This is a genomic window from Paracoccus panacisoli (assembly GCF_042435015.1).
Classification (GTDB): domain Bacteria; phylum Pseudomonadota; class Alphaproteobacteria; order Rhodobacterales; family Rhodobacteraceae; genus Paracoccus; species Paracoccus panacisoli.
On sequence record NZ_JBHMQU010000037.1, the window covers coordinates 1 to 19,815 of the forward strand.

Below are 19,815 nucleotides of genomic sequence, written 5' to 3' on the forward strand. Positions count from 1 at the left end.
CAGCAGCGCCAGCGCCCCGGCGCGAGCATCGGCCGGCCCGGCGTCGCGCCGCGCCTGACGCTGGCCCTGACGCCGCCCGTCCTGCCCGCGCTGCCCGTCGCCCCGCGGCCTGTCCTTGTTCTTGTCCATCGCGTCCCCGGCGCTTAGCTGAGGGTCAGCGTTACGCAATCAGCCGGGGATGCGCCATGAGTGATGAGACTCTGCCGAAACCGGACCTCCCGCCCGCCGCCCAGCGCGCGCTGGCCGAGGCCGAGGCCCGCCGCAAGGCGGCCGCGCCGCTCGACCTGCCGCCCGAACTCGGCGGCCGCGACGGGCCCGAGCCGGTGCGCTTCGGCGATTACGAGCGCAAGGGCATCGCCGTCGACTTCTGACCCGGCCCGCGGTGGCCCGGCCCGCCGGACCCGTAGCTTTCTTTCTGGAAAATAGACCCGCGAGGTCCGGGGCGTCAGCCCCGGTCCCGCGCCGCCGCTCAGGCCGCCTGCGGGTGCAGCGCCGGCGCCGCCGCCCGGCGGCCGCGCCCGTAGCGCGCCGCCGACAGGTCGTCCGACCGGATCGCCGGGGTCCGGCCGCTCATCAGGTCGGCCAGCACCCGGGCCGAGCCCGCCGCCATCGTCCAGCCCAGCGTCCCGTGCCCGGTGTTCACCCACAGGTTCCCGGTCGCCGTGGCGCCGATGATCGGCGTCCCGTCCGGCGTCATCGGGCGCAGGCCGGTCCAGAACGTCGCCCGCTCCAGATCGCCCGCCCCGCCGAAGAGCTCGCCCACCGACTTGGCCAGCGTCGCCCGCCGCCGCGGCGACAGGGTGAGGTCGAACCCTGCCAGCTCGGCCAGCCCGCCCACGCGGATGCGGTCGCCCAGCCGGGTGATCGCCACCTTGTAGGTCTCGTCCATCACCGTCGAGACGGGCGCCCGCGCCTCGTCCACGATCGGCAGGGTCAGCGAGTAGCCCTTGACCGGGTGCACCGGCAGTTTGATCCCGAACGGCGCCACCAGCGCCGGCGAGTGCGACCCCAGCGCCACCACAAAGGCATCCGCCTCAAGCCGCCCGGCCGAGGTCAGCGCCGCGGTGATCCGGCCCCGCGTCCCCTCGAGCCCGTGGATGGTGGTGTCGTAGTGGAACACCACCCCCGCCTCGGCCGCCAGCGCCGCGAGGGCTTGCGTGAAGATGTGGCAGTCGCCGGTCTCGTCGCCCGGCAGCCGCAGCCCGCCGACGAGGCGCTCGCGCGCGCCCGCCAGCCCCGGCTCGGCGGCGATGCAGCCCGCCACGTCGAGCTCTTCATAGGCCACGCCGTCGGCCTTGAGCACCTTGATGTCCTTCTGCACCGCCACGAGCTGCTCGGGCTTGCGGAACACCTGCAGCGTGCCCTGCGTGCGCTCGTCGTAGCGGATGCCGGTTTCCTCGCGCAGCGCCTGCAGCCGGTCGCGCGAATACTCGGCGACCCGCATCATCCGGGACTTGTTCACGGCATAGGCGTCCGAGGTGCAGTTCCCCAGCATCTTCGCCATCCAGCCCGCCCGCACCGGGTCGGCCGAGGCGTGCAGCACCAGCGGCGCGTGGCGCTGGAACATCCAGCGCAGCGCCTTCTGCGGGATGCCGGGGGCGGCCCAGGGGGTCGAGTAGCCGGGCGAGATCTCGCCGGCGTTGGCGAACGAGGTCTCCATCGCCGCCGCCGGCTGGCGGTCCACGACCGTGACCTCGTGCCCGGCCCGGGACAGTTCCCACGCCGAGGTGACGCCGATCACACCCGCTCCCAGCACGACGATCTTCATGGCCCCGCCCCCTTGCGATGATTGCCCGGCAAGGATCGGCGAAAGCCGCGGCAAGGTGCTGCCGAAGTTGTGCGCGTTTGTCGCAGGCGGGCGAAGAAACGCGCGTTTCAGGACCCTTGGGCCGCGGATCGTTGCTCGATTACGCAAATGAGCCGACAATCAGCCCGCCAGCGCCCGCCCGCGCGCAACATCCTGCCGAATCGGTGCGGCTACAGCCCCAGAACGTCGGCCATGTCGTATTCGCCCGGCCCCTTGTCCTGCCCCCACAGCGCCGCGCGCAGCGCGCCGCGGGCGAAGATCGCCCGGTCGGTGGCGAGGTGGCGCAGCACCACCCGCTCGCCATCGGCGGCAAAGATCACGTCGTGCTCGCCCACCACGTCGCCACCGCGGATGGCCGAGAACCCGATGCTGCCCGCCGCGCGCGCGCCGGTCACGCCCTCGCGGGCCGGGGTCCGCACGGCGTCGAGCGTCACGCCCCGCCCCTCGGCCGCCGCCTCGCCCAGCATCAGCGCGGTCCCCGAGGGCGCATCGACCTTCATGCGGTGATGCGCCTCGACGATCTCGATGTCCCAGTCGGTCCCCAGCGCCGCCGCCACCCGCCGCGTCAGCCCGACCAGCAGGTTGACCCCCAGGCTCATGTTCCCCGCCCGGATGATCGGCGCATGGCGCGCCGCCGCAGCGATGGCGCGCAGGTCGTCGGCCGAGAGCCCCGTCGTCCCGATCACATGGACCGCCCGCGCCTGCGCCGTCAGCTCGGCAAACCCCACCGTCGCCGCGGGGCTGGTGAAGTCGATCACCGCCTGCGCCCGCGCGATCGTGGCGATCGGATCGTCGCTGACGGTCACCCCCAGGTCCGCCCCGCCCAGCGCCGCGCCGAGGTCGCGCCCCACCCAGTCGTGCCCCGGCCGCTCGAGCGCGCCCACCAGCCGGCAGGCGTCCGACGCCAGCACCTCGCGCACGAGCATCCGGCCCATCCGGCCCGAAACGCCGGTGATGACGATGCCGGGCTTCTGGGGGCCGGGGGTCTGGGTGCCGGGGGTGTCCATGCGCGCGCTCCGTCTTGATTTCCCCGATGCCTATCCCGTTGCGAGCCGCCCCGCGACCCCCTAGATGGGGCGCATGGCTTCCAATCGCTTCCATCACGGGTCCGGCCCGTCCCAGCGCCAGCTGCGCGTCGGTGAACTGATCCGGCGCACGCTGTCGGACGTGCTCATGCGCGGGGACGTGCACGACCCCGAGCTGAACCGCCACTCGATCACCGTGGGCGAGGTCAAGGCCTCGCCCGACCTCAAGGTCGCCACGGTCTACGTCATGCCGCTGGGCGGCCATGATGCCGACGAGGCGCTGGCCGCGCTGCGCCGCAACACCCGCGAGCTGCGCCACCACGTCGCCCGCGAGATGACGCTGAAATACGCCCCCGACCTGCGCTTCATCCTCGACGAGACGTTCGACCGCATGGACGACACCCGCCGGATGTTCGCCGACGAGCGCGTCCGCCGCGACATCGAGGCCGACGACGACGAGGCCGACGCCGAGGACTGGGACGAAGGCGCCGACCTCGCCCGCGAGACCGGCGACGACACGCCCCGCGACGATGAGCCTCGCTGACCTCAAGCGGCGGCTCGGGCTGGCGGTCGGCGCGCTCGTCGCCATGACCCTGCCCGCGGTCGCCGACCTCTGCGAGCGGCGGGCGTTCGAGGGGACGGGCTACGCCGTCTGCACCGTCACCGGCGACCGGCAGGACCGGCTGCGGCTCTGGCTCGACGACGACAGCGGCAAGACGCTGGGCGACTTCACCGCCGTCCGCCGCACGCTCGGGTCCGGCGAGGTGCTGGGCTTCGCCATGAACGCCGGGATGTTCCACCCCGACTACGCGCCGGTCGGCCTCTACCGCTCGGGCGGGGTCGAGCGCGGGCAACTGGTTACCGCGGGCGGCGGCGGCAACTTCGGGATGCGCCCGAACGGGGTCTTCTGCGTCGGCGCCAAGGCGCCCTTTCAGGTGATCGAAAGCCGCCGCTTCGCCAAGGCAAACCCCGCCTGCCGGCTCGCGACCCAGTCCGGGCCGATGCTGGTCATCGACGGCGCGCTGCACCCGCGCTTCGACGCCACGTCGACCAGCCGCTACATCCGCAACGGCGTCGGCGTCTCGCGCGACATGAAGACGGCGTGGTTCGTGATCTCGGACCGGGCAGTGACGTTCCACGAATTCGCCCGGTTCTTCCGCGACGAACTCGGGGCGCGCAACGCGCTCTATTTCGACGGCTCGATCAGCCGCCTCTATGCGCCGGCGCTGAACCGCGCCGACTGGGGCCGGACGATGGGGCCGATCATCGGCTATGTGGAGCAGCCCTGATGGCACGCAAGAAGGGCCGCGACATTTCGGGCTGGCTGCTCGTGGACAAGCCCGCGGGGGTCGGTTCGACCGACGTCGTGGGCCGGGTCCGCTGGGCGCTGGACGCGAAGAAGGCCGGGCACGCCGGCACGCTCGACCCCGATGCGACGGGACTGCTGGCGGTGGCGCTGGGTGAGGCGACGAAGACCGTCCCCTACCTCGCCGAGGCGCTCAAGGCCTATGATTTCACGGTGACCTGGGGCGCCGAGACCAGCACCGACGACGCGGCGGGCACGGTGACCCGCACCGCCGACACCCGCCCCGCGGCCGCCGCGATCGAGGCCGCGCTGCCCGCCTTCCGCGGCGAGATCCTGCAGGTGCCCCCCGCCGTCTCGGCCGTGCGGGTCGAGGGCGCGCGCGCCTACGACCTCGCCCGAGCGGGCGAGACGGTGGAGCTTGCCCCCCGCACGCTCTGGGTCGAGGAGCTGTCCCTGACCGCCGCCCACGCGGACGGCGCCGACCTGCACATGGTCTGCGGCAAGGGCGGCTATGTCCGCAGCATCGCCCGCGACTTGGGAAGGACGCTCGGCTGCTTCGGCCATGTCGCCACGCTGCGCCGGGTCTGGTCGGGGCCGTTCGATGTGGCCGACGCGATCCCTCTCGACCGCGTGGACCGCGCCAACCAGGCGGAACTCGAGGCCGCGCTCAAGCCCATCGAGGCCGCGCTCGACCTGCCCGAGATGCGCGCGACCGATCAGGGCGCGGTGCGGCTCGGCCACGGCAACCCCGGCCAGGTGCTGGGTCACGCCGAATACGGCACCGAGGTCTGGGTCAGCCACGCCGGCCGCGCCATCGCCATCGGCCGCTATCTCGGCGGCGAGGTCCACCCCAGCCGGGTGTTCGTCCCCGCCGCCTGAAAGCTGGGGTTCTGGACCGGAAAGACGCCGTCTTTCCGGCTCAGATCCCCGCTCGACCGCTCACGCGATCGAGGCGTCCCGCGTCTCGCGCCCGATCATCAGCGAGGCGACCGCCGCCAGCGCCAGCAGCGCCGCAAACAGCCCGATCATCGCGTTGAAGTCGCGGGTGGCGAGCGCCGCCATGACCGACGGCGCGGCGAGGCCGCCCAGCCGCGCCACCGCGCCCGCCGTGCCCATGCCGGTCGCGCGCAGCGTCGTCGGGTAAAGCTCGGGCGTCAGCGCATAGAGCGCGCCCCAGGTGCCCAAGAGCGCAAAGCTCATCAGCAGCAGCGCCGCGCCCACCATCGTCCCCGACCCGGCGGTGACGAAGAGCAGACACCCCGCCGCCGACAGCATCAGGAACACCCTGAGCGTCGTCTTGCGGCCCAGCGTCTCGACCCCCCAGGCGGCGAGCGCGTAGCCCGGCAGTTGCGCGAGCGCCAGCCAGACGAGGAAGCTGTAGCCCTTGACGAAGCCGAAGCCTCCGGCGGCGAGCTTGCCCGGCAGCCAGACGAAGACCCCGTAGTAGCTGAGCGAGACGAGGAACCACACCGCCAGCACCGCGACCGTGGTGCGCGCCAGCGCCGGGGCGAAGATGCCCCCCTGCGGGGTCGGCGCGGTCGGCGGGATCACCAGCCGCTCGGCCTCGGCCAGCGGCGCGGTGCCGTTCACCCGGCGGATGCGGTTGACGATGGCGCGCGCCTCGGGCTCGCGGTCGCGGCGCAGCAGGAACATGGGCGATTCCGGCACCCAGAGGCGCAGGAAGATGCCCAGGCAGGCCGGCAGCGCCGCGACGAGGTAGATCAGCTTCCACGGCGCCGCGATCCCGGCACTCGCCGCCCACCACGCGGTCAGCGCCACGACCAGCGTGCCGACCGCCCAGAACCCCTCGAGCCAGACGAGCCAGCGGCCGCGGTTCTTCGGCGGCAGGAACTCGGCCATCATCGCGTAGTCGACCGGCAGCGTGCCGCCCACCGCGGCCCCGGTCAGGAAGCGCAGCGCCAGCAGCCAGCCGAAGCTCGGCGCGAAGATCGAGGCGATGCCGAACACCGCATCCGCCGTCACCGTCGCCAGCAGCACGTTGCGCCGCCCGATCCGGTCGGCCAGCCGCCCGAACAGGAAGGCGCCGACGAACATCCCCAGGAAGAACAGGGTGCCGGTCTGCAGCGCGACCTTCATCTCGACGCCGAAATGCTTGGCGATCGAGGGCGCCGCAAAGCCGACCGCGATCACCTGCATCGCGTCGGCGGCCCACACGAGGCCGAATATTCCCATCAGCCGAAGCTGAAAGCGTCCCGCGCCGGCCTCGGCCAGCGCCTCGTCAACGGTCCGGGTCATGCCGGCAGTCCCTTTCGCAGATCGAGAAAGGGGGCCGCAATGCCAGCGACCCCCTTTCGAACCTTGCAGCCGTCACGCCCGATCAGGCGTTGACGCTGTCCTTCAGCGCCTTGGCGATGGTGATCTTGACCACCTTGTCGGCCGGCTTGGTCATCATTTCCTGGGTCTGCGGGTTGCGGACCTGGCGCTCGGGGCGGGCGCGCACGCCGACCTTGCCGATCCCCGGCAGGGTCAGGGCGCCGCCTTCGGCGACGGTGCGGCTGACGACCGCCGAAATCGCGTCCAGAGCAGCCGTCGCGGATTTCTTGTCGCTGCCCATCTCATCGGCCAGTGCAGCCACGAGTTGCGTCTTGGTCATCGGCTTCGCCGGGGCTTTCGCCATGGCCTGTCTCCTCGTCTGTCGGTTTTCCGTGCCAGTCGCGCTGGCAATGCGACTGCTACAGCCGGTTTCACCCTGCATTTCAAGCCCTTTTGATGTCGCAATCGGGCACGGGCGCGGGATACGGCAAAAAAGAGCCGGGGGACGGACGCCAGAGAGGCCCCGCAGGAGGGGGCCGGATCGCGCCGTCGCCCCCTTCCCCACGTCGCGACCGTTGCGGCCCCGGCCGTCTCAGACGAACGCGAGGTCGCTGGCCGAGATCAGCGCGTGATCCACGCCGCTGAGCAGCACCCGCAGGCCGAGGCAGACCACCACCGCATCCGGGCCCTGGTCGATGACCTGGAACGCCGCCGGCCCGGAGCCGGGCGCGTCGAAGACCAGCCGGTCCAGCCCGTCCTCGAAATCCGCGACCCGGTCGGCGCCATCGCCCGGCAGGAAGACGAAGCGATCCGCCCCCGCGCCGCCGGCCAGCACGTCGTTGCCGGTCCCGCCCGCCAGCCAGTCGGCGCCCTCGTTGCCAAACAGCCGGTCGAGCCCCGCCTCGCCCGACAGCGTGTCGTCGCCGCCGGCGCCCACCAGCACGTCGCTGCCCGCGCCCGCGACCAGCACATTCGCCGCGGCCGAGCCGGTGAGCCCGTCGTTCCCCGCCCCGGTGGCAAGGTTCTCGATGCTGCTCAGCCGGTCCACGCCCTCGCCGGTCTGCTGGGCCGCGACCGCCGACAGCACCACCGCGACGTTCGCGCCCGAGCCATAGATGGCCCAGTCGCGGCCCGCGCCGCCCAGCAGCAGGTCGTTCCCGGCCCCGCCGTCCAGCCGGTCGTCGCCGGCGTTCCCGACCAGCTCGTCGGCCCCGGCGAGCCCGCGCAGCAGGTCGTGGCCCAGCCCGCCGTCCAGCCGGTTGGCCGCCGCGCTGCCGGTCAGGCTGTCGTGACCCGCGCCGCTCGTCGCATCCTCGATCCCGACCAGCGCGTCCGGCCCCTCGCCCCCGCTGGCCGCGCCTGCCCCGAGGTCCGCCGTCACCGCCCCCGCGCCGGTCCAGAGCACCCGGTCGCGCCCCGCCCCGCCGTCCAGCCGGTCCGCCCCGGCCCCGCCGACCAGCAGGTCGTCGCCCGTCCCGCCGATCAGCGTATCGGCCCCCGCCGCGCCCCAGAGCGTGTCCGCACCCGCGCCGCCCTCGATCCGGTTGGCCACCGCGCTGCCGCTCAGCCGGTCGCCGGCGGTCCCGCCGATCAGGTTCTCGACCCCCGAGACCCGGCCGCCCTCGACGTTCTGCGCCCCGGTCAGCCCGAGGTTCAGCGTCACCGCCCCGGTGATCCCGGCATAGCTCAGCGTGTCGATGCCGTCGTCGCCCTCGATCCAGTCGCCCGACACCGCCGCATCGGCCAGAAACAGGTCGTTGCCCGAATCCCCGTCGATGGTGTCGTTGCCAGCCCCGCCCTCGATCGTGTCGTGGCCCGCCCCGCCCCAGATCCGGTCATTGTCGGCAAAGCCGTTCAGCCAGTCGGCCCCCTGGCTGCCATAGATCGTGTCCTGATACTCGAGCGCGTCGATGAAGAACCGGGCATAGTCGAACCCCGTCAACACCGAGGGATAGGCCACGTTCAGCCCTTCCATCCACAGCGCGCGCACCCCGTCCCGCGCGTGCAGCACGGCCGAGACGGTGCCGGTCCAGTCGGGGTAATGCCCCTCGTTGTTGAAGCTGCCCGAAAAGGTCGTCGTCGCGCCGCCGTCCTGGTGGATCATCTCCGTCTCGGACGGCGCCGTCAGCGTCGTCGCCAGAAGCTGGTCGAGGTGGCCGACCGAGAAATCGCCAGCGAGGTCAAGTTGCAGTGTCGCCATGTCACGCTCCCTTCCGCCCGTCCGTTCGGGGAACGTATCATACCAGAAATCAACGCCCTGGCGGCGCTGACCCGTTGTCGCGGGGAGCTCGGCGCTAGAGGAACGCCGTCTCGTCGAAGGACCGCAGCTTGCGCGAGTGGATGCGTTCGAGCGGCATCTCGCGCAGCTTCTCCATCGCGCGGATGCCGATCAGCAGGTGGCTGGCGACCTGGGTGCGATAGAAGTCGGTGGCCATCCCCGGCAGCTTCAGCTCGCCATGCAGCGGCCGGTCCGAGACGCAGAGCAGCGTGCCGTAGGGCACCCGGAAGCGGAACCCGTTGGCGGCGATGGTGGCGCTTTCCATGTCCAGCGCCACGGCGCGCGACTGCGACAGGCGCTGCACCGGGCCGGACTGGTCGCGCAGCTCCCAGTTGCGGTTGTCGATGGTGGCGACGGTGCCGGTCCGCATGATCCGCTTGAGCTCGAACCCCTCGAGCCGGGTGATCTCGGCCACCGCCTCTTCCAGCGCCACCTGCACCTCGGCCAAGGCCGGGATCGGCACCCACACGGGCAGGTCGTCGTCCAGCACGTGATCCTCGCGCAGATAGGCGTGGGCCAGCACATAATCGCCCAGCCGCTGGCTGTTGCGCAGCCCGGCGCAATGGCCGACCATCAGCCAGGCGTGCGGGCGCAGCACGGCGATGTGGTCGGTCGCGGTCTTGGCGTTCGACGGGCCGACGCCGATGTTGACCAGCGTGATCCCCTGCCCGTCCGGGCGCTTGAGGTGATAGGCCGGCATCTGCGGCGTCTTGGTGCCGGTCACCAGCACGTCCTCGGGCCGTTCGAGCACTTGGTCCCCCGGCGCCACGAAGGCCGAGTAGCCCGAGGCCGGATCGGCCAGCGCGCGGCGGGCGAAGGCCTCGAACTCGTCGACGTAGAACTGGTAGTTGGTGAAGAGCACGAAGGTCTGGAAATGCTCGGGCGCGGTCGCGGTGTAATGCGACAGCCGCGCCAGCGAGTAATCCACCCGCTGCGCGGTGAAGGGCGCGAGGTGCCGCGTCCCGTCCGCGCCCGGCTGGGCGATGCCGTTCACGATGTCGTCGTTCATCGTGTCGAGGTCCGGGACGTCGAACACGTCGCGCAGCGAGAAGGTCAGCACCCCCTCTTGCGGGACGTTCAGGTCGGTCTGCGCGGCGACGGCGAAATGCACCGGGATCGGCGTGTCGCTGTCGCCCACCGCGACCGGCACCTGGTGGTTGCGGATCAGCAGGCCGATCTGCTGGATCAGGTAGTCGCGGAACAGGTCCGGCCGGGTGATCGTCGCCACATAGCTGCCGGGCAGCGCGACATGGCCGAAGGACAGGCGCGAGTCGCCCAGCGAGTGGCTGGCCGTGGTCAGCCGCAGCTCGGGGTAATAGGCGCGGTACCGCGCCTCGGGGGTTGCCCCGCCGATGCTGTCCACGAAGCGGTCCTTGAGCCAGCCCGTCGCGCGGGCGTAAAGCTCGGTCAGCCGGTCCACGGCCGCGACCGGATCGTCGAAATAGGTGCGCTCCACCGGCTCGGGGGTTTCGACCGGCAGCAGGCGGGTGGTCTGGGACATCGGGCGGCTCCTCTGGCGCGGCCAGACTGCCCGCGCCGCCTGACGGTGGCAAGACGCGGGGGGCAAGACGCGGGGGGCAAGACGCGGGGGGCCGGGCAGGTGAACCCGTCGCCCGTCAGTCGGCTTCGCAGGTCCCGAGGATCGTCGCCGGGTTGTCGTCGGCGCCGTAGAAGAACGTGCCCGCGCGGGACTGGGCGTGCAGCGCATAGGGCCGCTCGGCGTCGACCGAGCGGAAGCGCAGCCCCGACCCGGAGGCGACCTGCTTCATGGCGATCTGCTGCCCGTCGATCTGGACGACGGCAAAGCCCTCGGCCCCCGGCAGGTTCACGTAGGTGACGGGCACCACCGCCCCCCGCTCGCAGCGGAACGTGACCTGCGAGGTGAACGCGCCGTCCTCGGGCCGGTTCGAGGGCGTCTCGGCCAGACCCGGCGCCGCCAGCAGCGGGGCGGCGAGCAGCGGAAGGGCGAGCAGCGCGGCAGCGCGCAGGGGCAGGCGGGTCATGGGCAGTTTCTCCTTCGGGGGTCGGCCGCAGGGGTAACGCGGCGCGGCCCCAAGGGGAAATCACGCCGGGGCGAGGCGACCGGCGTCCCGCCCGTGACCGCCGCCGGCCGGGGCGCTGCCCCGGACCCCGGGATATTTGGGCAAGAAAGAAGCTTGGCGTTGGGCTTTCTCCCCGTCGCTGGTCTGCGGATCGCCCGCCCTCGGGCAACCCGACGTCAGCCGCCGGCCGGCGCCTCTGGCAAGGCCCCGGCGCGGCCCCTATCTCTGCGGCATGGACATCTCGCTTCTCGACCTCGCGCCGGTCCCCCAGGGGTCGGACGCGCGCGCCGCCATCGCCAGCAGCATCGCGCTGGCCCAGGCCGCCGAAACGCAAGGCTACGCCCGCTACTGGCTGGCCGAGCACCACAACCTGCCCGGCATCGCCAGCGCCGCCACCGCCGTGCTGATCGGCCACATCGCCGACCACACCAAGCGCATCCGCGTCGGCGCCGGCGGGATCATGCTGCCGAACCACGCCCCCCTCGCCGTGGCCGAGGCGTTCGGCACCCTCGCCACGATCCACGGCCCGCGCATCGACCTCGGGCTCGGCCGCGCGCCGGGCGGCGACGGGGCGGTGATGCGCGCCCTGCGCCGCGGCATGAGCCGCAACGACGATTTCCCGAACGACGTGGTGGAGCTGCTCTCCTACCTCGGGCCTGAGCGTCCCGGCGCCCCGGTCGCCGCCCACCCCGGGCAGGGCACCAACGTCCCGGTCTGGATCCTCGGCTCGTCGCTCTACGGGGCAAGCCTCGCCGCGGCGCTTGGCCTGCCCTACGCCTTTGCCAGCCACTTCGCGCCGAACGACCTCGACGAGGCGCTGCGGCTCTACCGCAGCCGCTTCGAGCCCGGCCCCTGGGGCCAGACCCCGCGCTTCATGCTGGCCGCGAACCTGGTCGCCGCCGACACGGACGCCGCGGCGCGCAAGCTGCGGACCAGCCAGCAGCAGAGCTTCTACCGCCTGCGCACCGGCACCCCCGGCAAGCTGCCGCCCCCCGTCGATGACCTCGACAGCGTGGTGCCGCCGCAGTTCCAGCCGATGGTGGACAGCCTGCTCAGCGTCTCGGCCGTGGGCGGGCCCGAGGCGGTCAAGGCGCAGCTCGATGCGCTGGTCGCCCGCTACCAGCCCGACGAGCTGATCCTGACTGGCAACATCTGGGACCCCGAGGCGCGGCTGCGGTCCTTCGCCATCGGCGCCGAGGTGATGGGCCTGTCGCGTCCATGAGGCTTTTGGTCCTCGGCCACGGCTATTCGGCCGGCTTCCTGACCCGGCTGCTGGTCCCGCAGGGCTGGGCCGTCACCGGCACCACCCGCGACGACCCCGCCCGCGTGGCGGAGGCCGGCGCCACCCCGCTGCGCTGGCCGGGCGAGGAACCCGCGATCCGCGCCGAGATCGCCCGCGCCGACGCCATCCTGATCAGCGCCGGCCCCGACGCCGAGGGCGACCCGGCGCTGCGCGACTTCGCCGACGCGCTGGCGGCCGCCCCGGCCCGCTGGCTCGGCTATCTCTCGACCACCGGGGTCTACGGCGACCATCAGGGCGGCTGGGTGGACGAGACCACCCCCCTCACCCCCGCCACCCGCCGCGGCCAGCAGCGCGTCGCCGCCGAGTCCGCGTGGCAGGCGCTGGCCGCGGCCCACGGGCTGCCGCTGCACATCTTCCGCCTCGCCGGGATCTACGGCCCCGGCCGCGGCCCGTTCCAGAAACTGCGCGAGGGCACCGCGCGGCGCATCGTCAAGCCCGGCCAGGTGTTCTCGCGCATCCACGCCGAGGACATCGCCCAGACCCTCGCCGCCTCGATCGCGCGGCCGAACCCGGGCGCGATCTACAACCTCTGCGACGACGACCCCGCCCCGCCCGAGGCGGTGATCGCCCACGCCGCCGAGTTGCTCGGCGTGCCGGTCCCCCCGGCCGAGGACTACGCCACCGCCGAGATGACCCCGATGGCGCGCAGCTTCTATGCCGAGAGCAAGCGGGTGGCCAACGACCGCATCAAGCGCGAGCTGGGGGTGGATCTGCGCCACCCGGACTATCGCAGCGGCCTCAAGGCGCTGCTCGCCGCCGAGGGCTGAGGCCGCCGTCGCGGCCCGCGCCGGCCGCGTCGCAGGTCAGGGCGCGAGGCGGCAGCAGCCGGTCTGCATCCGGCTCGCCTGCCCGGCGCCGTCGAAGATCAGCACCGCCGACAGCCCGTAGACCCGGTCCGACATCCCGTCGCTGCACTGCGCCGGCTGGATCACCGCCGTCATCCGCCCCTGCCCGTCGCCGGCGATCACCGCCCGCGCCGGGCTGCGCGGCAGGCCGTCGTCCAGCACCACGCGCCGCTCCATCGCGCGGGCGCCCTCGGGCGTCTCATAGACCACCTGCGACCCGACCTGCCGCACCGACCAGAACGGCTCGGTGCCAAGGCAGTTCAGCCCTGCCGGCAGCCCGCCCGGCAGCCACACGTCGGTGCGATAGGCGAGGTAGCGGGCGTTCACCCACCCCGCCCGCTCGGCGGTGTTGACCTGCGCCCAGCCGGCGCGCTCGGCCACCACCTCGACCCCTTTGGCGTCGGCGGGCAGCGTGCCGATGATCCGCGCCTGCGCGCTCGGCGTCTCGCGGATGTTGAGCTTGTCGCCGGCCGCCACCCCGGTCACGTCGAAGAGCGTCGGCAGCACGTATTCCGGCGTCGCCGCGGCCGGGCCGCCGAGCAGCGACAGGCCGAGCGAGAGCGCGAGGGCAGAAGCAGGGGCAAGGCGCATGGGGCAGGCTCCGACAGGACGGTGAGCCCCCATCCTGCCCCACGATGCGCCGCCCCGCCACCGCGCAGAGCGCCCGGGCCCGCCCATCGGCGGACACGCTTTGGCGAGGCGAGCGCGCGGCCCGCTCCCACCGGCGCCGCCCGCACCGCCTCCCGCATCTGCCGTCCCCGCTCCAAACGCCCTCCGCGTCCGCCGTCCCCGCCGCACCGCCCCCGCGTCCGCCGCCCTCTCCCCGCCAGCCAACCCCCTCTCCCCTGCCCAAATATCCCCGCCGGAGGCGCCCCGCGCCCGCCGGTTGCCCCGCCCCGCCCCCGGGTCTATACGCGCCCCGAACCCGAACTGCCCGGCGGTCCCCGTGTCCACGACCCTCAAACTCGCCATCGGCAGCCTGGTGATCGGGGTCATCGTCCTCGGGCTCAAGACGCTCGCCTGGTGGATCACCGGCTCGGTCGCGCTGCTGTCGGACGCGCTGGAAAGCACCGTCAACCTCGCCACCGCCATCGCCGCGCTGGTGGCGATCCGCGTCGCCGCCCTGCCCGCCGACGCCAACCACCCCTTCGGCCACCACAAGGCCGAGTTCTTCAGCGCCGTCCTCGAGGGGGTGATGATCATCATCGCCGCGATGCTGATCCTGCGCGAGGCGTGGGACGGGTTCTTCGCCCCCCGCGCCCTCGACGCCCCGATCGAGGGGCTGCTGCTCAACGGCGCCGCCACCGCGATCAACGCGGTCTGGGCCGGGGTGCTGGTGCGGCAGGGGCGGCGGCTGCGCTCGCCCGCGCTGGTGGCGGACGGGCGGCACCTGTGGACCGACGTCATCACCTCGGCCGGTGTCGCGCTCGGCGTGCTTGCCGCGATCGTCACCGGCTGGCTGGTGCTTGACCCGCTCATGGCGGGGGTGGTGGCGCTCAACATCCTGTGGTCGGGCGCCCGCGTGGTGCGCGATTCGCTCAGCGGGCTGATGGACGAGGCGGTGCCCGAGGACACGCTCGACCGCATCCGCACCGCCATCTCGACCGAGGCCCACGGCGCGGTCGAGGCGCATGACCTGCGCACCCGCCACGCCGGCGCCGCGACCTTCGTCGAGTTCCACCTCGTCGTGCCGGGCGCGATGACGGTACTCGACGCGCACGAGATCTGCGACCGGGTCGAAGCGGCGATCAAGCATGAGGTGCCCGACACCCGCGTGACGATCCACGTCGAGCCCGAACACAAGGCCAAGCACAGCGGGATCGTGGTGCTGACCTGAGGCGGGCGGGCGCCTGACCAGTGCGGGCCGCCCGTGTGGGCTAACCCGTCTCGGCCAGGCCCCGCCTTTCCCCGGCGTCAGGCCCGCCGCCCGAGCGACGCGACCCCCAGCACCTCAAGCACCTTGGCCTCGATCTGCGGCGCGTTCATCGCGGCTGCCGCATACATCGCCTCGGGCGAGGCATGGTCGATGAACGTGTCGGGCAGGACCATGCTGCGGAACCTCAGCCCGCGGTCGAACACGCCCTCATCCGCCAGAAGCTGCGCGACGTGGCTGCCGAAGCCGCCGACCGCGCCCTCCTCGATGGTGATCAGCGCCTCGTGCTCGCGCGCCAGCCGCAGGACCAGCTCGCGGTCGAGCGGCTTGGCGAACCGCGCATCCGCCACCGTGACCGCGATGCCGCGCTGCGCCAGCGCCTCGCGCGCCACCATCACCTCGGCCAGCCGGGTGCCGAACGACAGCACTGCCACCCGCCCGCCCTCGGCGATCATCCGGCCGCGCCCGATCTCCAAGGGCTCGGCCCGCTCGGGCAGTTCGACCCCCACGCCCTCGCCGCGCGGGAAGCGGAAGGCCGAGGGCCGGTCGTCCAGCGCCGCCGCGGTGGCGACCATCCGCGTCAGTTCCGCCTCGTCGGCGGCGGCCATGACCACGAAGCCCGGCAGGTTGGCGAGGAAGGCCACGTCATAGGCCCCGGCATGGGTCGCCCCGTCGGCACCCACCAGCCCGGCCCGGTCGATGGCAAAGCGCACCGGCAGGCGCTGGATCGCCACGTCGTGCACGACCTGATCGTAGCCGCGCTGCAGGAAGGTCGAATAGAGCGCGCAGAACGGCCGCAGCCCGCCCGCCGCCAGCCCTGCGGCGAACGTCACCGCGTGCTGCTCGGCAATTCCCACGTCGAAGCAGCGGCGCGGGAAGCGCTCGGCAAAGAGGTTGAGCCCGGTCCCGTCCGGCATCGCCGCGGTGATCGCCACGATCTTCTCGTCGCGTTCCGCCTGCGCGATCAGCGCCTTGGCAAAGACCGAGGTATAGCTCGGCGCGTTCGACTTGGCCTTGGCCTGCTCGCCCGTCACCACGTCGAAGCGCGCCCGCGCATGGCCGCGGTCGGCCGAGGATTCCGCCGGCGCGTAGCCCTTGCCCTTCTTCGTCACTGCATGGATCAGCACCGGCCCGTCGGCCCGCGCCTTCACCGTCCTGAGCAGCGGCAGAAGCTGCTCGAGGTCGTGGCCGTCCACCGGCCCGATGTAGGAAAACCCCAGTTCCTCGAACAGCGTGCCGCCGATGGTCATGCCCTTGAGCATTTCCTTGGCGCGCCGCGCCCCCTCCTGCATCGGCGGGGGCAGCAGGCTCACGGCGCCCTTGGCCGCGGCCTTGAGTTCCTGGAACGGGCCGCGGGTGTAGAGCCGGGTCAGATAGGACGACAGCGCCCCGGTCGGCGGGGCGATGGACATCTCGTTGTCGTTCAGAATCACGAACAGCCGGCTGCCCAGGTGACCGGCGTTGTTCAGCGCCTCGAAGGCCATGCCGGCGCTCATCGCCCCGTCGCCGATCACCGCCACCGCGTCGCCCGGATCGCCGCCCAGATCGCGCGCCACCGCAAACCCCAGCGCCGCCGAAATGGACGTGGACGAATGCCCCGCGCCGAACGGGTCATGCGCGCTCTCGGCGCGCTTGGTGAAACCCGAGAGGCCGCCCTCCATCCGCAGCGTGCGGATGCGGTCGCGCCGCCCGGTCAGGATCTTGTGCGGATAGCACTGGTGGCCCACGTCCCAGATGATCTTGTCGCGCGGGCTGTCGAAGACCGCGTGCAGCGCCACGGTCAGCTCCACCACGCCCAGCCCGGCGCCCAGATGGCCGCCGGTGACGCTCACCGCGCTGATCGTCTCGGACCGCAGCTCGTCGGCCAACTGGCGCAGCTCGCGGTCGCTCAGCGCCTTGAGGTCAGCCGGCCCCGACACCCGGTCGAGAAGCGGCGTCGCGGGCCGCGGCTGCGGCGCCGCGGCGGGGGCCGAGAGCACGGGCTCGGGGGCGGGAGGGGTCGTGTCGGTCATCGGCTGGCCCTTTCCGGGCGCTGGCAGGGGCGCGCGCCCCCGCCAGAGACAGGTGCCGCGTCAGGTCTGGCGGTGGATAACGAAACGCGCCAGTTGCCGCAAGTTTCCGGCCGCGTCGGGGTTCACCCCCTCGGCCTCGTCGTTCAGCGCCGCCTCGGCCCGCGCCACGATCGCCGCGGCCTTGTCGCGCGCCTCGTCCAGCCCGAGCAGTGAGACGAAGGTGGCCTTGCCCAGCCGCGCGTCCTTGCCGGTGCGCTTGCCGGTCTGCTCAGGGTCGCCCGTCACGTCGAGGATGTCGTCGGCGATCTGGAACGCGAGCCCCAGCCCCTTGGCATACTCGGAGAGCGGCGCCGGATCGGCCCCCGCCATCACCGCGCCGGCGGTGGCCGCGAACTGGATCAGCGCCCCGGTCTTGGCCTGCTGCAGCGCCTTGACCTCGGCGAGGTCCAGTGGCTCGACCGCCGTTTCGGCGGCGATGTCGCGGGCCTGCCCCCAGACCATCCCCCGCGCGCCCACGGCGGCGGCAAAGCGGCGCAGCAGCGCCACGCGGATCTCGCAATCCCCGATCGCCGGGTCGGCCAGCATCTCGAACGCCCGCGCCTGCAGCGCGTCGCCGGCGAGGATCGCCGTCGCTTCGGACCACTGGACGTGCACCGTCGGCATCCCGCGGCGCAGATCGTCGTCGTCCATCGCCGGCAGGTCGTCGTGGACGAGGCTGTAGGCGTGCAGCATCTCGACCGCCACCGCGACCGGCATCGCGTGGGCATCCGCGACCCCGTGCAGCCGCGCCGATTCCAGCACAAGGAAGGCGCGGATGCGCTTGCCGCCGACGCAGGCATAGCGCATCGCATCGGTCAGGTCGCCGTCCGGCAGATCGGCCAGCGCGGCCTCGAGCGCCGCGTTCACCGCCGCGCGCACCGCCTCCATCCGGGCGATCATCGCCTAAAGGCCCTCGACCGGCGTGGTGCCCACCGGCTCGCCCGAGGCCGAGAGCATGATCTTCTCCACCCGCTCCTCGGCCTGCCGCAGCCGCCGCTCGCAATGGGCGCGCAGCTTGGCGCCGCGTTCGTACAGCGCGATCGACTCGTCCAGCGTCGCCTCGCCATGCTCGAGCTTGCCCACGACGGACTCGAGCTCCTTCATCGCGTCCTCGAAGGACATCCGGTCGATCTCGGGGTCGGTCATTGAGCGGCTTCCTTGAGTGTTTCGACGTGCACGCGGGCCGAGCGGCCCAGCGCGGCGAGATCATAGCCGCCTTCCAGCACCGATACCACAGGCGCCCCCGCGGCCCGCGCGGCGTCGCGGATCAGCGCCGTGACGGCGGCGAAATCGGCCTCGGTCCAGTTGAGCTGCGCCAGCGGATCGGCGGCATGGGCGTCGAACCCGGCCGAGACGACGACCAGCCCCGGCCGCCAGTCGGCCAGCCGCGCGGCGATCAGCCGCCAGGCCGCGACCGCCTCGGCCCCGCCCGATCCGGGGCGCAGCGGGACGTTCATCACCTGCCCGTGGGCGCCCGTCTCGTGCGCCGCCCCGGTGCCGGGATAAAGCGGCATCTGGTGGGTCGAGGCGAAGAACGCCCGTCCCTCGGTCCACAGGATGTCCTGCGTGCCGTTGCCGTGGTGGACATCGAAATCCACCACCGCCACCCGGTCGAGCCCGTGATGTTCGAGCCCCCGCAGCGCCGCGATGGCGGCGGTGCCGAGCAGGCAGAACCCCATCGCCGTCTCGCGCTCGGCATGGTGGCCGGGCGGGCGCATGGCGACGAAGGCGCTTTCGTCCTCGCCGCCCAGCACCGCATCGACGGCCGCGCAGGCCCCGCCGGCCGCCTTAAGCGCCGCGGTCAGGCTGCCGGGGGAGAGGTGGGTGTCGGCATCCAGCGCCACGCTGCCCTGCGCGGGCACCGCCGCCCGCAGCCGGTCGAGGTACCGCGCCGGGTGGGCGCGCAGCAGGTCCGCTTCGTCCGCCTCCGGGCAGTCGCGCGGCGCCAGCGCCAGCGGCGCGAGGGCCTTCAGCACCGCGGCGTGGCGGGCGACCTGTTCGGGATGGCCGGGCGGGGTCAGATGCCCCTCGGCCGAAGCGTCAGAGTAAAGCAGCGTCATGCCCGCCACGCTGGCCCAACCGCGGCGATCCCGCAACCCTCGCGCGCCCGCGCCGCCGGCCCGCCCGGGTTGATGTTTCGCAGTCCGCGCGCGGGGAGTGCGCCCCGCGCGCGGCGCCGTTCAGTAGCAGCCGACCTTGGCGATCCGCCCGTCGGTGCCGGTCTCGATGTTCAGCCGGTCGGGCCGGAAATCCGCCGTTACCGCATCGCCCGGCCCGATCACCCGGCTGCCTGCCGGCAGCATCATGGTCCTGAGCACCGACTGCGGCTGGCCGACCAGCCCCTGGAACCCCGAGGCCTTGCAGAGGTCCGCGTCCGGCAGCGGCGCCGCGCCGGGCGGCGGCACCGGCTCGACGCAGGCGGCCAGCGCCAGCAGCGGCAGCAGCGCGAGCGCGCGCATCACCGCCGCCCTCAGCCGCAGGTCACGGCGGCGATGTTGCCGGCCGCGTCGAGCTGGAAGGCGATCCTGAGGGCGTTGTACTCCTCGGGTTCGATGCCGCGATATTCCGCGACCCGGTACTGCCGGGTGATGCCCAGCGTCGGGATCACGCTCGCCGGCTGGCCGATGGCGCTGCGGTAGTTGGCGGCGTGGCAGGCGTCCGGCTCGCGCGATTGCAGCCCGGCGACGCCGGTGATCGGGGGCGGGGCCACCTCGGGCATCGGGGCCACCACGGCCACCGGCTCAGGCGCCGGAGCCGGGGCCGCCATGCAGCCGGCCAGCAGGGCTGCGGCCGCCAGCGCGAGGCCGTGGGCCATCACGCGCTGCGGCACGAAAAGGGGAAATCTGGGTGTGGTCATCGCTCGTCCTCGTCTCTGTCGTCGGGGGTGCGCCGCGGTCTTGCGCCCGGCTCTGCCCGCTCCGCCTATAGCCGTGGCGCCGCCGCCAGCGCCAGCGCCTGCACGCCAGACTGCCGCACCCGCCCCGCCCCTGTCACCGCCGCGCATCAGCGCC

20 protein-coding genes and 1 pseudogene are annotated in these 19,815 nt (G+C 73.0%); 7 read left to right on the forward strand and 14 right to left on the reverse strand.

Annotated features, from left to right (window positions below; translation table 11 throughout):
• Positions 1 to 185 precede the first annotated feature (185 nt).
• Positions 186 to 371, forward strand: a complete 186-nt coding sequence (locus ACFHYO_RS08520) for a DUF1674 domain-containing protein (RefSeq protein ID WP_036700788.1) — start codon at positions 186 to 188, stop codon at positions 369 to 371.
• 98 nt (positions 372 to 469) lie between these two features.
• On the opposite strand, the gene ACFHYO_RS08525 is transcribed toward ACFHYO_RS08520, so the two are convergent.
• Both ACFHYO_RS08525 and dapB read right to left on the reverse strand, forming a co-directional pair.
• Positions 470 to 1,768, reverse strand: a complete 1,299-nt coding sequence (locus tag ACFHYO_RS08525; protein WP_394319725.1) for a D-amino acid dehydrogenase — start codon at positions 1,766 to 1,768, stop codon at positions 470 to 472.
• 209 nt (positions 1,769 to 1,977) lie between these two features.
• Entirely contained in the window at positions 1,978 to 2,814 is an 837-nt protein-coding gene (dapB, locus tag ACFHYO_RS08530; RefSeq protein WP_168782751.1) for a 4-hydroxy-tetrahydrodipicolinate reductase, read from the reverse strand.
• Positions 2,815 to 2,878: 64 nt separating this feature from the next.
• On the opposite strand from dapB, the pseudogene rbfA reads away from it, so the two are divergent.
• From rbfA to truB, 3 genes and pseudogenes are all read left to right on the forward strand, one after another.
• Positions 2,879 to 3,292, forward strand: a pseudogene (gene rbfA, locus ACFHYO_RS08535) (30S ribosome-binding factor RbfA); the annotation flags it as partial.
• A 70-nt stretch (positions 3,293 to 3,362) separates the two neighbouring features.
• Positions 3,363 to 4,121: a phosphodiester glycosidase family protein gene (locus ACFHYO_RS08540; RefSeq protein WP_168782753.1), complete on the forward strand. Its 759-nt coding sequence runs from the start codon at positions 3,363 to 3,365 to the stop codon at positions 4,119 to 4,121.
• Complete coding sequence (gene truB, locus ACFHYO_RS08545; protein ID WP_394319727.1) at positions 4,121 to 5,017, forward strand: tRNA pseudouridine(55) synthase TruB; 897 nt, start codon at positions 4,121 to 4,123, stop codon at positions 5,015 to 5,017. The genes ACFHYO_RS08540 and truB overlap by 1 nt, the downstream gene beginning before the upstream one ends.
• Before the next feature lie 60 nt (positions 5,018 to 5,077).
• Here truB and ACFHYO_RS08550 read toward each other — a convergent pair whose 3' ends face one another.
• The 5 genes from ACFHYO_RS08550 to ACFHYO_RS08570 form a co-directional block, all read right to left on the reverse strand.
• Complete coding sequence (locus ACFHYO_RS08550) at positions 5,078 to 6,394, reverse strand: MFS transporter (protein ID WP_394319729.1); 1,317 nt, start codon at positions 6,392 to 6,394, stop codon at positions 5,078 to 5,080.
• Positions 6,395 to 6,476: 82 nt separating this feature from the next.
• Positions 6,477 to 6,776 (reverse strand): HU family DNA-binding protein, encoded by a 300-nt coding sequence (locus ACFHYO_RS08555; RefSeq protein WP_036700771.1) that lies wholly within the window; start codon positions 6,774 to 6,776, stop codon positions 6,477 to 6,479.
• A 228-nt stretch (positions 6,777 to 7,004) separates the two neighbouring features.
• On the reverse strand, positions 7,005 to 8,612 hold the full coding sequence (locus ACFHYO_RS08560) for a calcium-binding protein (RefSeq protein WP_394319730.1): 1,608 nt from the start codon (positions 8,610 to 8,612) through the stop codon (positions 7,005 to 7,007).
• A 94-nt stretch (positions 8,613 to 8,706) separates the two neighbouring features.
• On the reverse strand, positions 8,707 to 10,191 hold the full coding sequence (locus ACFHYO_RS08565) for an AMP nucleosidase (RefSeq protein WP_168782757.1): 1,485 nt from the start codon (positions 10,189 to 10,191) through the stop codon (positions 8,707 to 8,709).
• 115 nt (positions 10,192 to 10,306) lie between these two features.
• Positions 10,307 to 10,693 (reverse strand): MliC family protein, encoded by a 387-nt coding sequence (locus tag ACFHYO_RS08570; RefSeq protein WP_052513195.1) that lies wholly within the window; start codon positions 10,691 to 10,693, stop codon positions 10,307 to 10,309.
• Positions 10,694 to 10,964: 271 nt separating this feature from the next.
• On the opposite strand from ACFHYO_RS08570, the gene ACFHYO_RS08575 reads away from it, so the two are divergent.
• Positions 10,965 to 11,954 (forward strand): LLM class flavin-dependent oxidoreductase, encoded by a 990-nt coding sequence (locus tag ACFHYO_RS08575; RefSeq protein ID WP_394319732.1) that lies wholly within the window; start codon positions 10,965 to 10,967, stop codon positions 11,952 to 11,954.
• Complete coding sequence (locus ACFHYO_RS08580) at positions 11,951 to 12,802, forward strand: SDR family oxidoreductase (protein ID WP_394319734.1); 852 nt, start codon at positions 11,951 to 11,953, stop codon at positions 12,800 to 12,802. Before ACFHYO_RS08575 ends, ACFHYO_RS08580 begins: the two co-directional genes overlap by 4 nt.
• 36 nt (positions 12,803 to 12,838) lie before the next feature.
• On the opposite strand, the gene ACFHYO_RS08585 is transcribed toward ACFHYO_RS08580, so the two are convergent.
• Positions 12,839 to 13,471, reverse strand: a complete 633-nt coding sequence (locus ACFHYO_RS08585; RefSeq protein WP_394319736.1) for a COG3650 family protein — start codon at positions 13,469 to 13,471, stop codon at positions 12,839 to 12,841.
• Positions 13,472 to 13,826: 355 nt separating this feature from the next.
• Here ACFHYO_RS08585 and ACFHYO_RS08590 point away from each other — a divergent pair, with 355 nt between their 5' ends.
• Positions 13,827 to 14,717, forward strand: a complete 891-nt coding sequence (locus ACFHYO_RS08590; protein WP_036699991.1) for a cation diffusion facilitator family transporter — start codon at positions 13,827 to 13,829, stop codon at positions 14,715 to 14,717.
• Positions 14,718 to 14,794: 77 nt separating this feature from the next.
• Here ACFHYO_RS08590 and dxs read toward each other — a convergent pair whose 3' ends face one another.
• The 6 genes from dxs to ACFHYO_RS08620 all read right to left on the reverse strand — a co-directional run bounded on the left by dxs (position 14,795) and on the right by ACFHYO_RS08620 (position 19,661).
• Complete coding sequence (gene dxs, locus ACFHYO_RS08595; protein WP_081969416.1) at positions 14,795 to 16,765, reverse strand: 1-deoxy-D-xylulose-5-phosphate synthase; 1,971 nt, start codon at positions 16,763 to 16,765, stop codon at positions 14,795 to 14,797.
• A gap of 60 nt (positions 16,766 to 16,825) precedes the next feature.
• Positions 16,826 to 17,704, reverse strand: a complete 879-nt coding sequence (locus ACFHYO_RS08600) for a polyprenyl synthetase family protein (protein WP_394319739.1) — start codon at positions 17,702 to 17,704, stop codon at positions 16,826 to 16,828.
• Positions 17,705 to 17,707: 3 nt separating this feature from the next.
• A complete protein-coding gene (locus tag ACFHYO_RS08605; RefSeq protein ID WP_036699987.1) occupies positions 17,708 to 17,950 on the reverse strand; it encodes an exodeoxyribonuclease VII small subunit in 243 nt (80 codons plus the stop codon).
• Positions 17,947 to 18,864 carry a histone deacetylase family protein gene (locus ACFHYO_RS08610; protein WP_036707753.1) on the reverse strand — a complete coding sequence of 306 codons (918 nt, stop codon included), beginning with the start codon at positions 18,862 to 18,864 and terminating at the stop codon, positions 17,947 to 17,949. The genes ACFHYO_RS08605 and ACFHYO_RS08610 overlap by 4 nt, the downstream gene beginning before the upstream one ends.
• Before the next feature lie 120 nt (positions 18,865 to 18,984).
• The gene (locus ACFHYO_RS08615) at positions 18,985 to 19,263 is read right to left on the reverse strand and encodes an I78 family peptidase inhibitor (RefSeq protein ID WP_036707714.1); all 279 of its coding nucleotides are present in this window, start codon (positions 19,261 to 19,263) and stop codon (positions 18,985 to 18,987) included.
• Positions 19,264 to 19,274: 11 nt separating this feature from the next.
• The gene (locus ACFHYO_RS08620; protein ID WP_394319742.1) at positions 19,275 to 19,661 is read right to left on the reverse strand and encodes a hypothetical protein; all 387 of its coding nucleotides are present in this window, start codon (positions 19,659 to 19,661) and stop codon (positions 19,275 to 19,277) included.
• Between the last annotated feature and the right edge of the window lie 154 nt (positions 19,662 to 19,815).

What these genes read in the sequence shown, in the direction of transcription:
- ACFHYO_RS08520 (WP_036700788.1), top strand. Translation starts at nt 186, where the DNA reads ATGAGTGATGAGACTCTGCCGAAACCGGACCTCCCGCCCGCCGCCCAG.
- ACFHYO_RS08525 (WP_394319725.1), bottom strand. Translation starts at nt 1,768, where the DNA reads ATGAAGATCGTCGTGCTGGGAGCGGGTGTGATCGGCGTCACCTCGGCG.
- dapB (WP_168782751.1), bottom strand. Translation starts at nt 2,814, where the DNA reads ATGGACACCCCCGGCACCCAGACCCCCGGCCCCCAGAAGCCCGGCATC.
- ACFHYO_RS08540 (WP_168782753.1), top strand. Translation starts at nt 3,363, where the DNA reads ATGAGCCTCGCTGACCTCAAGCGGCGGCTCGGGCTGGCGGTCGGCGCG.
- truB (WP_394319727.1), top strand. Translation starts at nt 4,121, where the DNA reads ATGGCACGCAAGAAGGGCCGCGACATTTCGGGCTGGCTGCTCGTGGAC.
- ACFHYO_RS08550 (WP_394319729.1), bottom strand. Translation starts at nt 6,394, where the DNA reads ATGACCCGGACCGTTGACGAGGCGCTGGCCGAGGCCGGCGCGGGACGC.
- ACFHYO_RS08555 (WP_036700771.1), bottom strand. Translation starts at nt 6,776, where the DNA reads ATGGCGAAAGCCCCGGCGAAGCCGATGACCAAGACGCAACTCGTGGCT.
- ACFHYO_RS08560 (WP_394319730.1), bottom strand. Translation starts at nt 8,612, where the DNA reads ATGGCGACACTGCAACTTGACCTCGCTGGCGATTTCTCGGTCGGCCAC.
- ACFHYO_RS08565 (WP_168782757.1), bottom strand. Translation starts at nt 10,191, where the DNA reads ATGTCCCAGACCACCCGCCTGCTGCCGGTCGAAACCCCCGAGCCGGTG.
- ACFHYO_RS08570 (WP_052513195.1), bottom strand. Translation starts at nt 10,693, where the DNA reads ATGACCCGCCTGCCCCTGCGCGCTGCCGCGCTGCTCGCCCTTCCGCTG.
- ACFHYO_RS08575 (WP_394319732.1), top strand. Translation starts at nt 10,965, where the DNA reads ATGGACATCTCGCTTCTCGACCTCGCGCCGGTCCCCCAGGGGTCGGAC.
- ACFHYO_RS08580 (WP_394319734.1), top strand. Translation starts at nt 11,951, where the DNA reads ATGAGGCTTTTGGTCCTCGGCCACGGCTATTCGGCCGGCTTCCTGACC.
- ACFHYO_RS08585 (WP_394319736.1), bottom strand. Translation starts at nt 13,471, where the DNA reads ATGCGCCTTGCCCCTGCTTCTGCCCTCGCGCTCTCGCTCGGCCTGTCG.
- dxs (WP_081969416.1), bottom strand. Translation starts at nt 16,765, where the DNA reads ATGACCGACACGACCCCTCCCGCCCCCGAGCCCGTGCTCTCGGCCCCC.
- ACFHYO_RS08600 (WP_394319739.1), bottom strand. Translation starts at nt 17,704, where the DNA reads ATGATCGCCCGGATGGAGGCGGTGCGCGCGGCGGTGAACGCGGCGCTC.
- ACFHYO_RS08605 (WP_036699987.1), bottom strand. Translation starts at nt 17,950, where the DNA reads ATGACCGACCCCGAGATCGACCGGATGTCCTTCGAGGACGCGATGAAG.
- ACFHYO_RS08610 (WP_036707753.1), bottom strand. Translation starts at nt 18,864, where the DNA reads ATGACGCTGCTTTACTCTGACGCTTCGGCCGAGGGGCATCTGACCCCG.
- ACFHYO_RS08615 (WP_036707714.1), bottom strand. Translation starts at nt 19,263, where the DNA reads ATGCGCGCGCTCGCGCTGCTGCCGCTGCTGGCGCTGGCCGCCTGCGTC.
- ACFHYO_RS08620 (WP_394319742.1), bottom strand. Translation starts at nt 19,661, where the DNA reads ATGACCACACCCAGATTTCCCCTTTTCGTGCCGCAGCGCGTGATGGCC.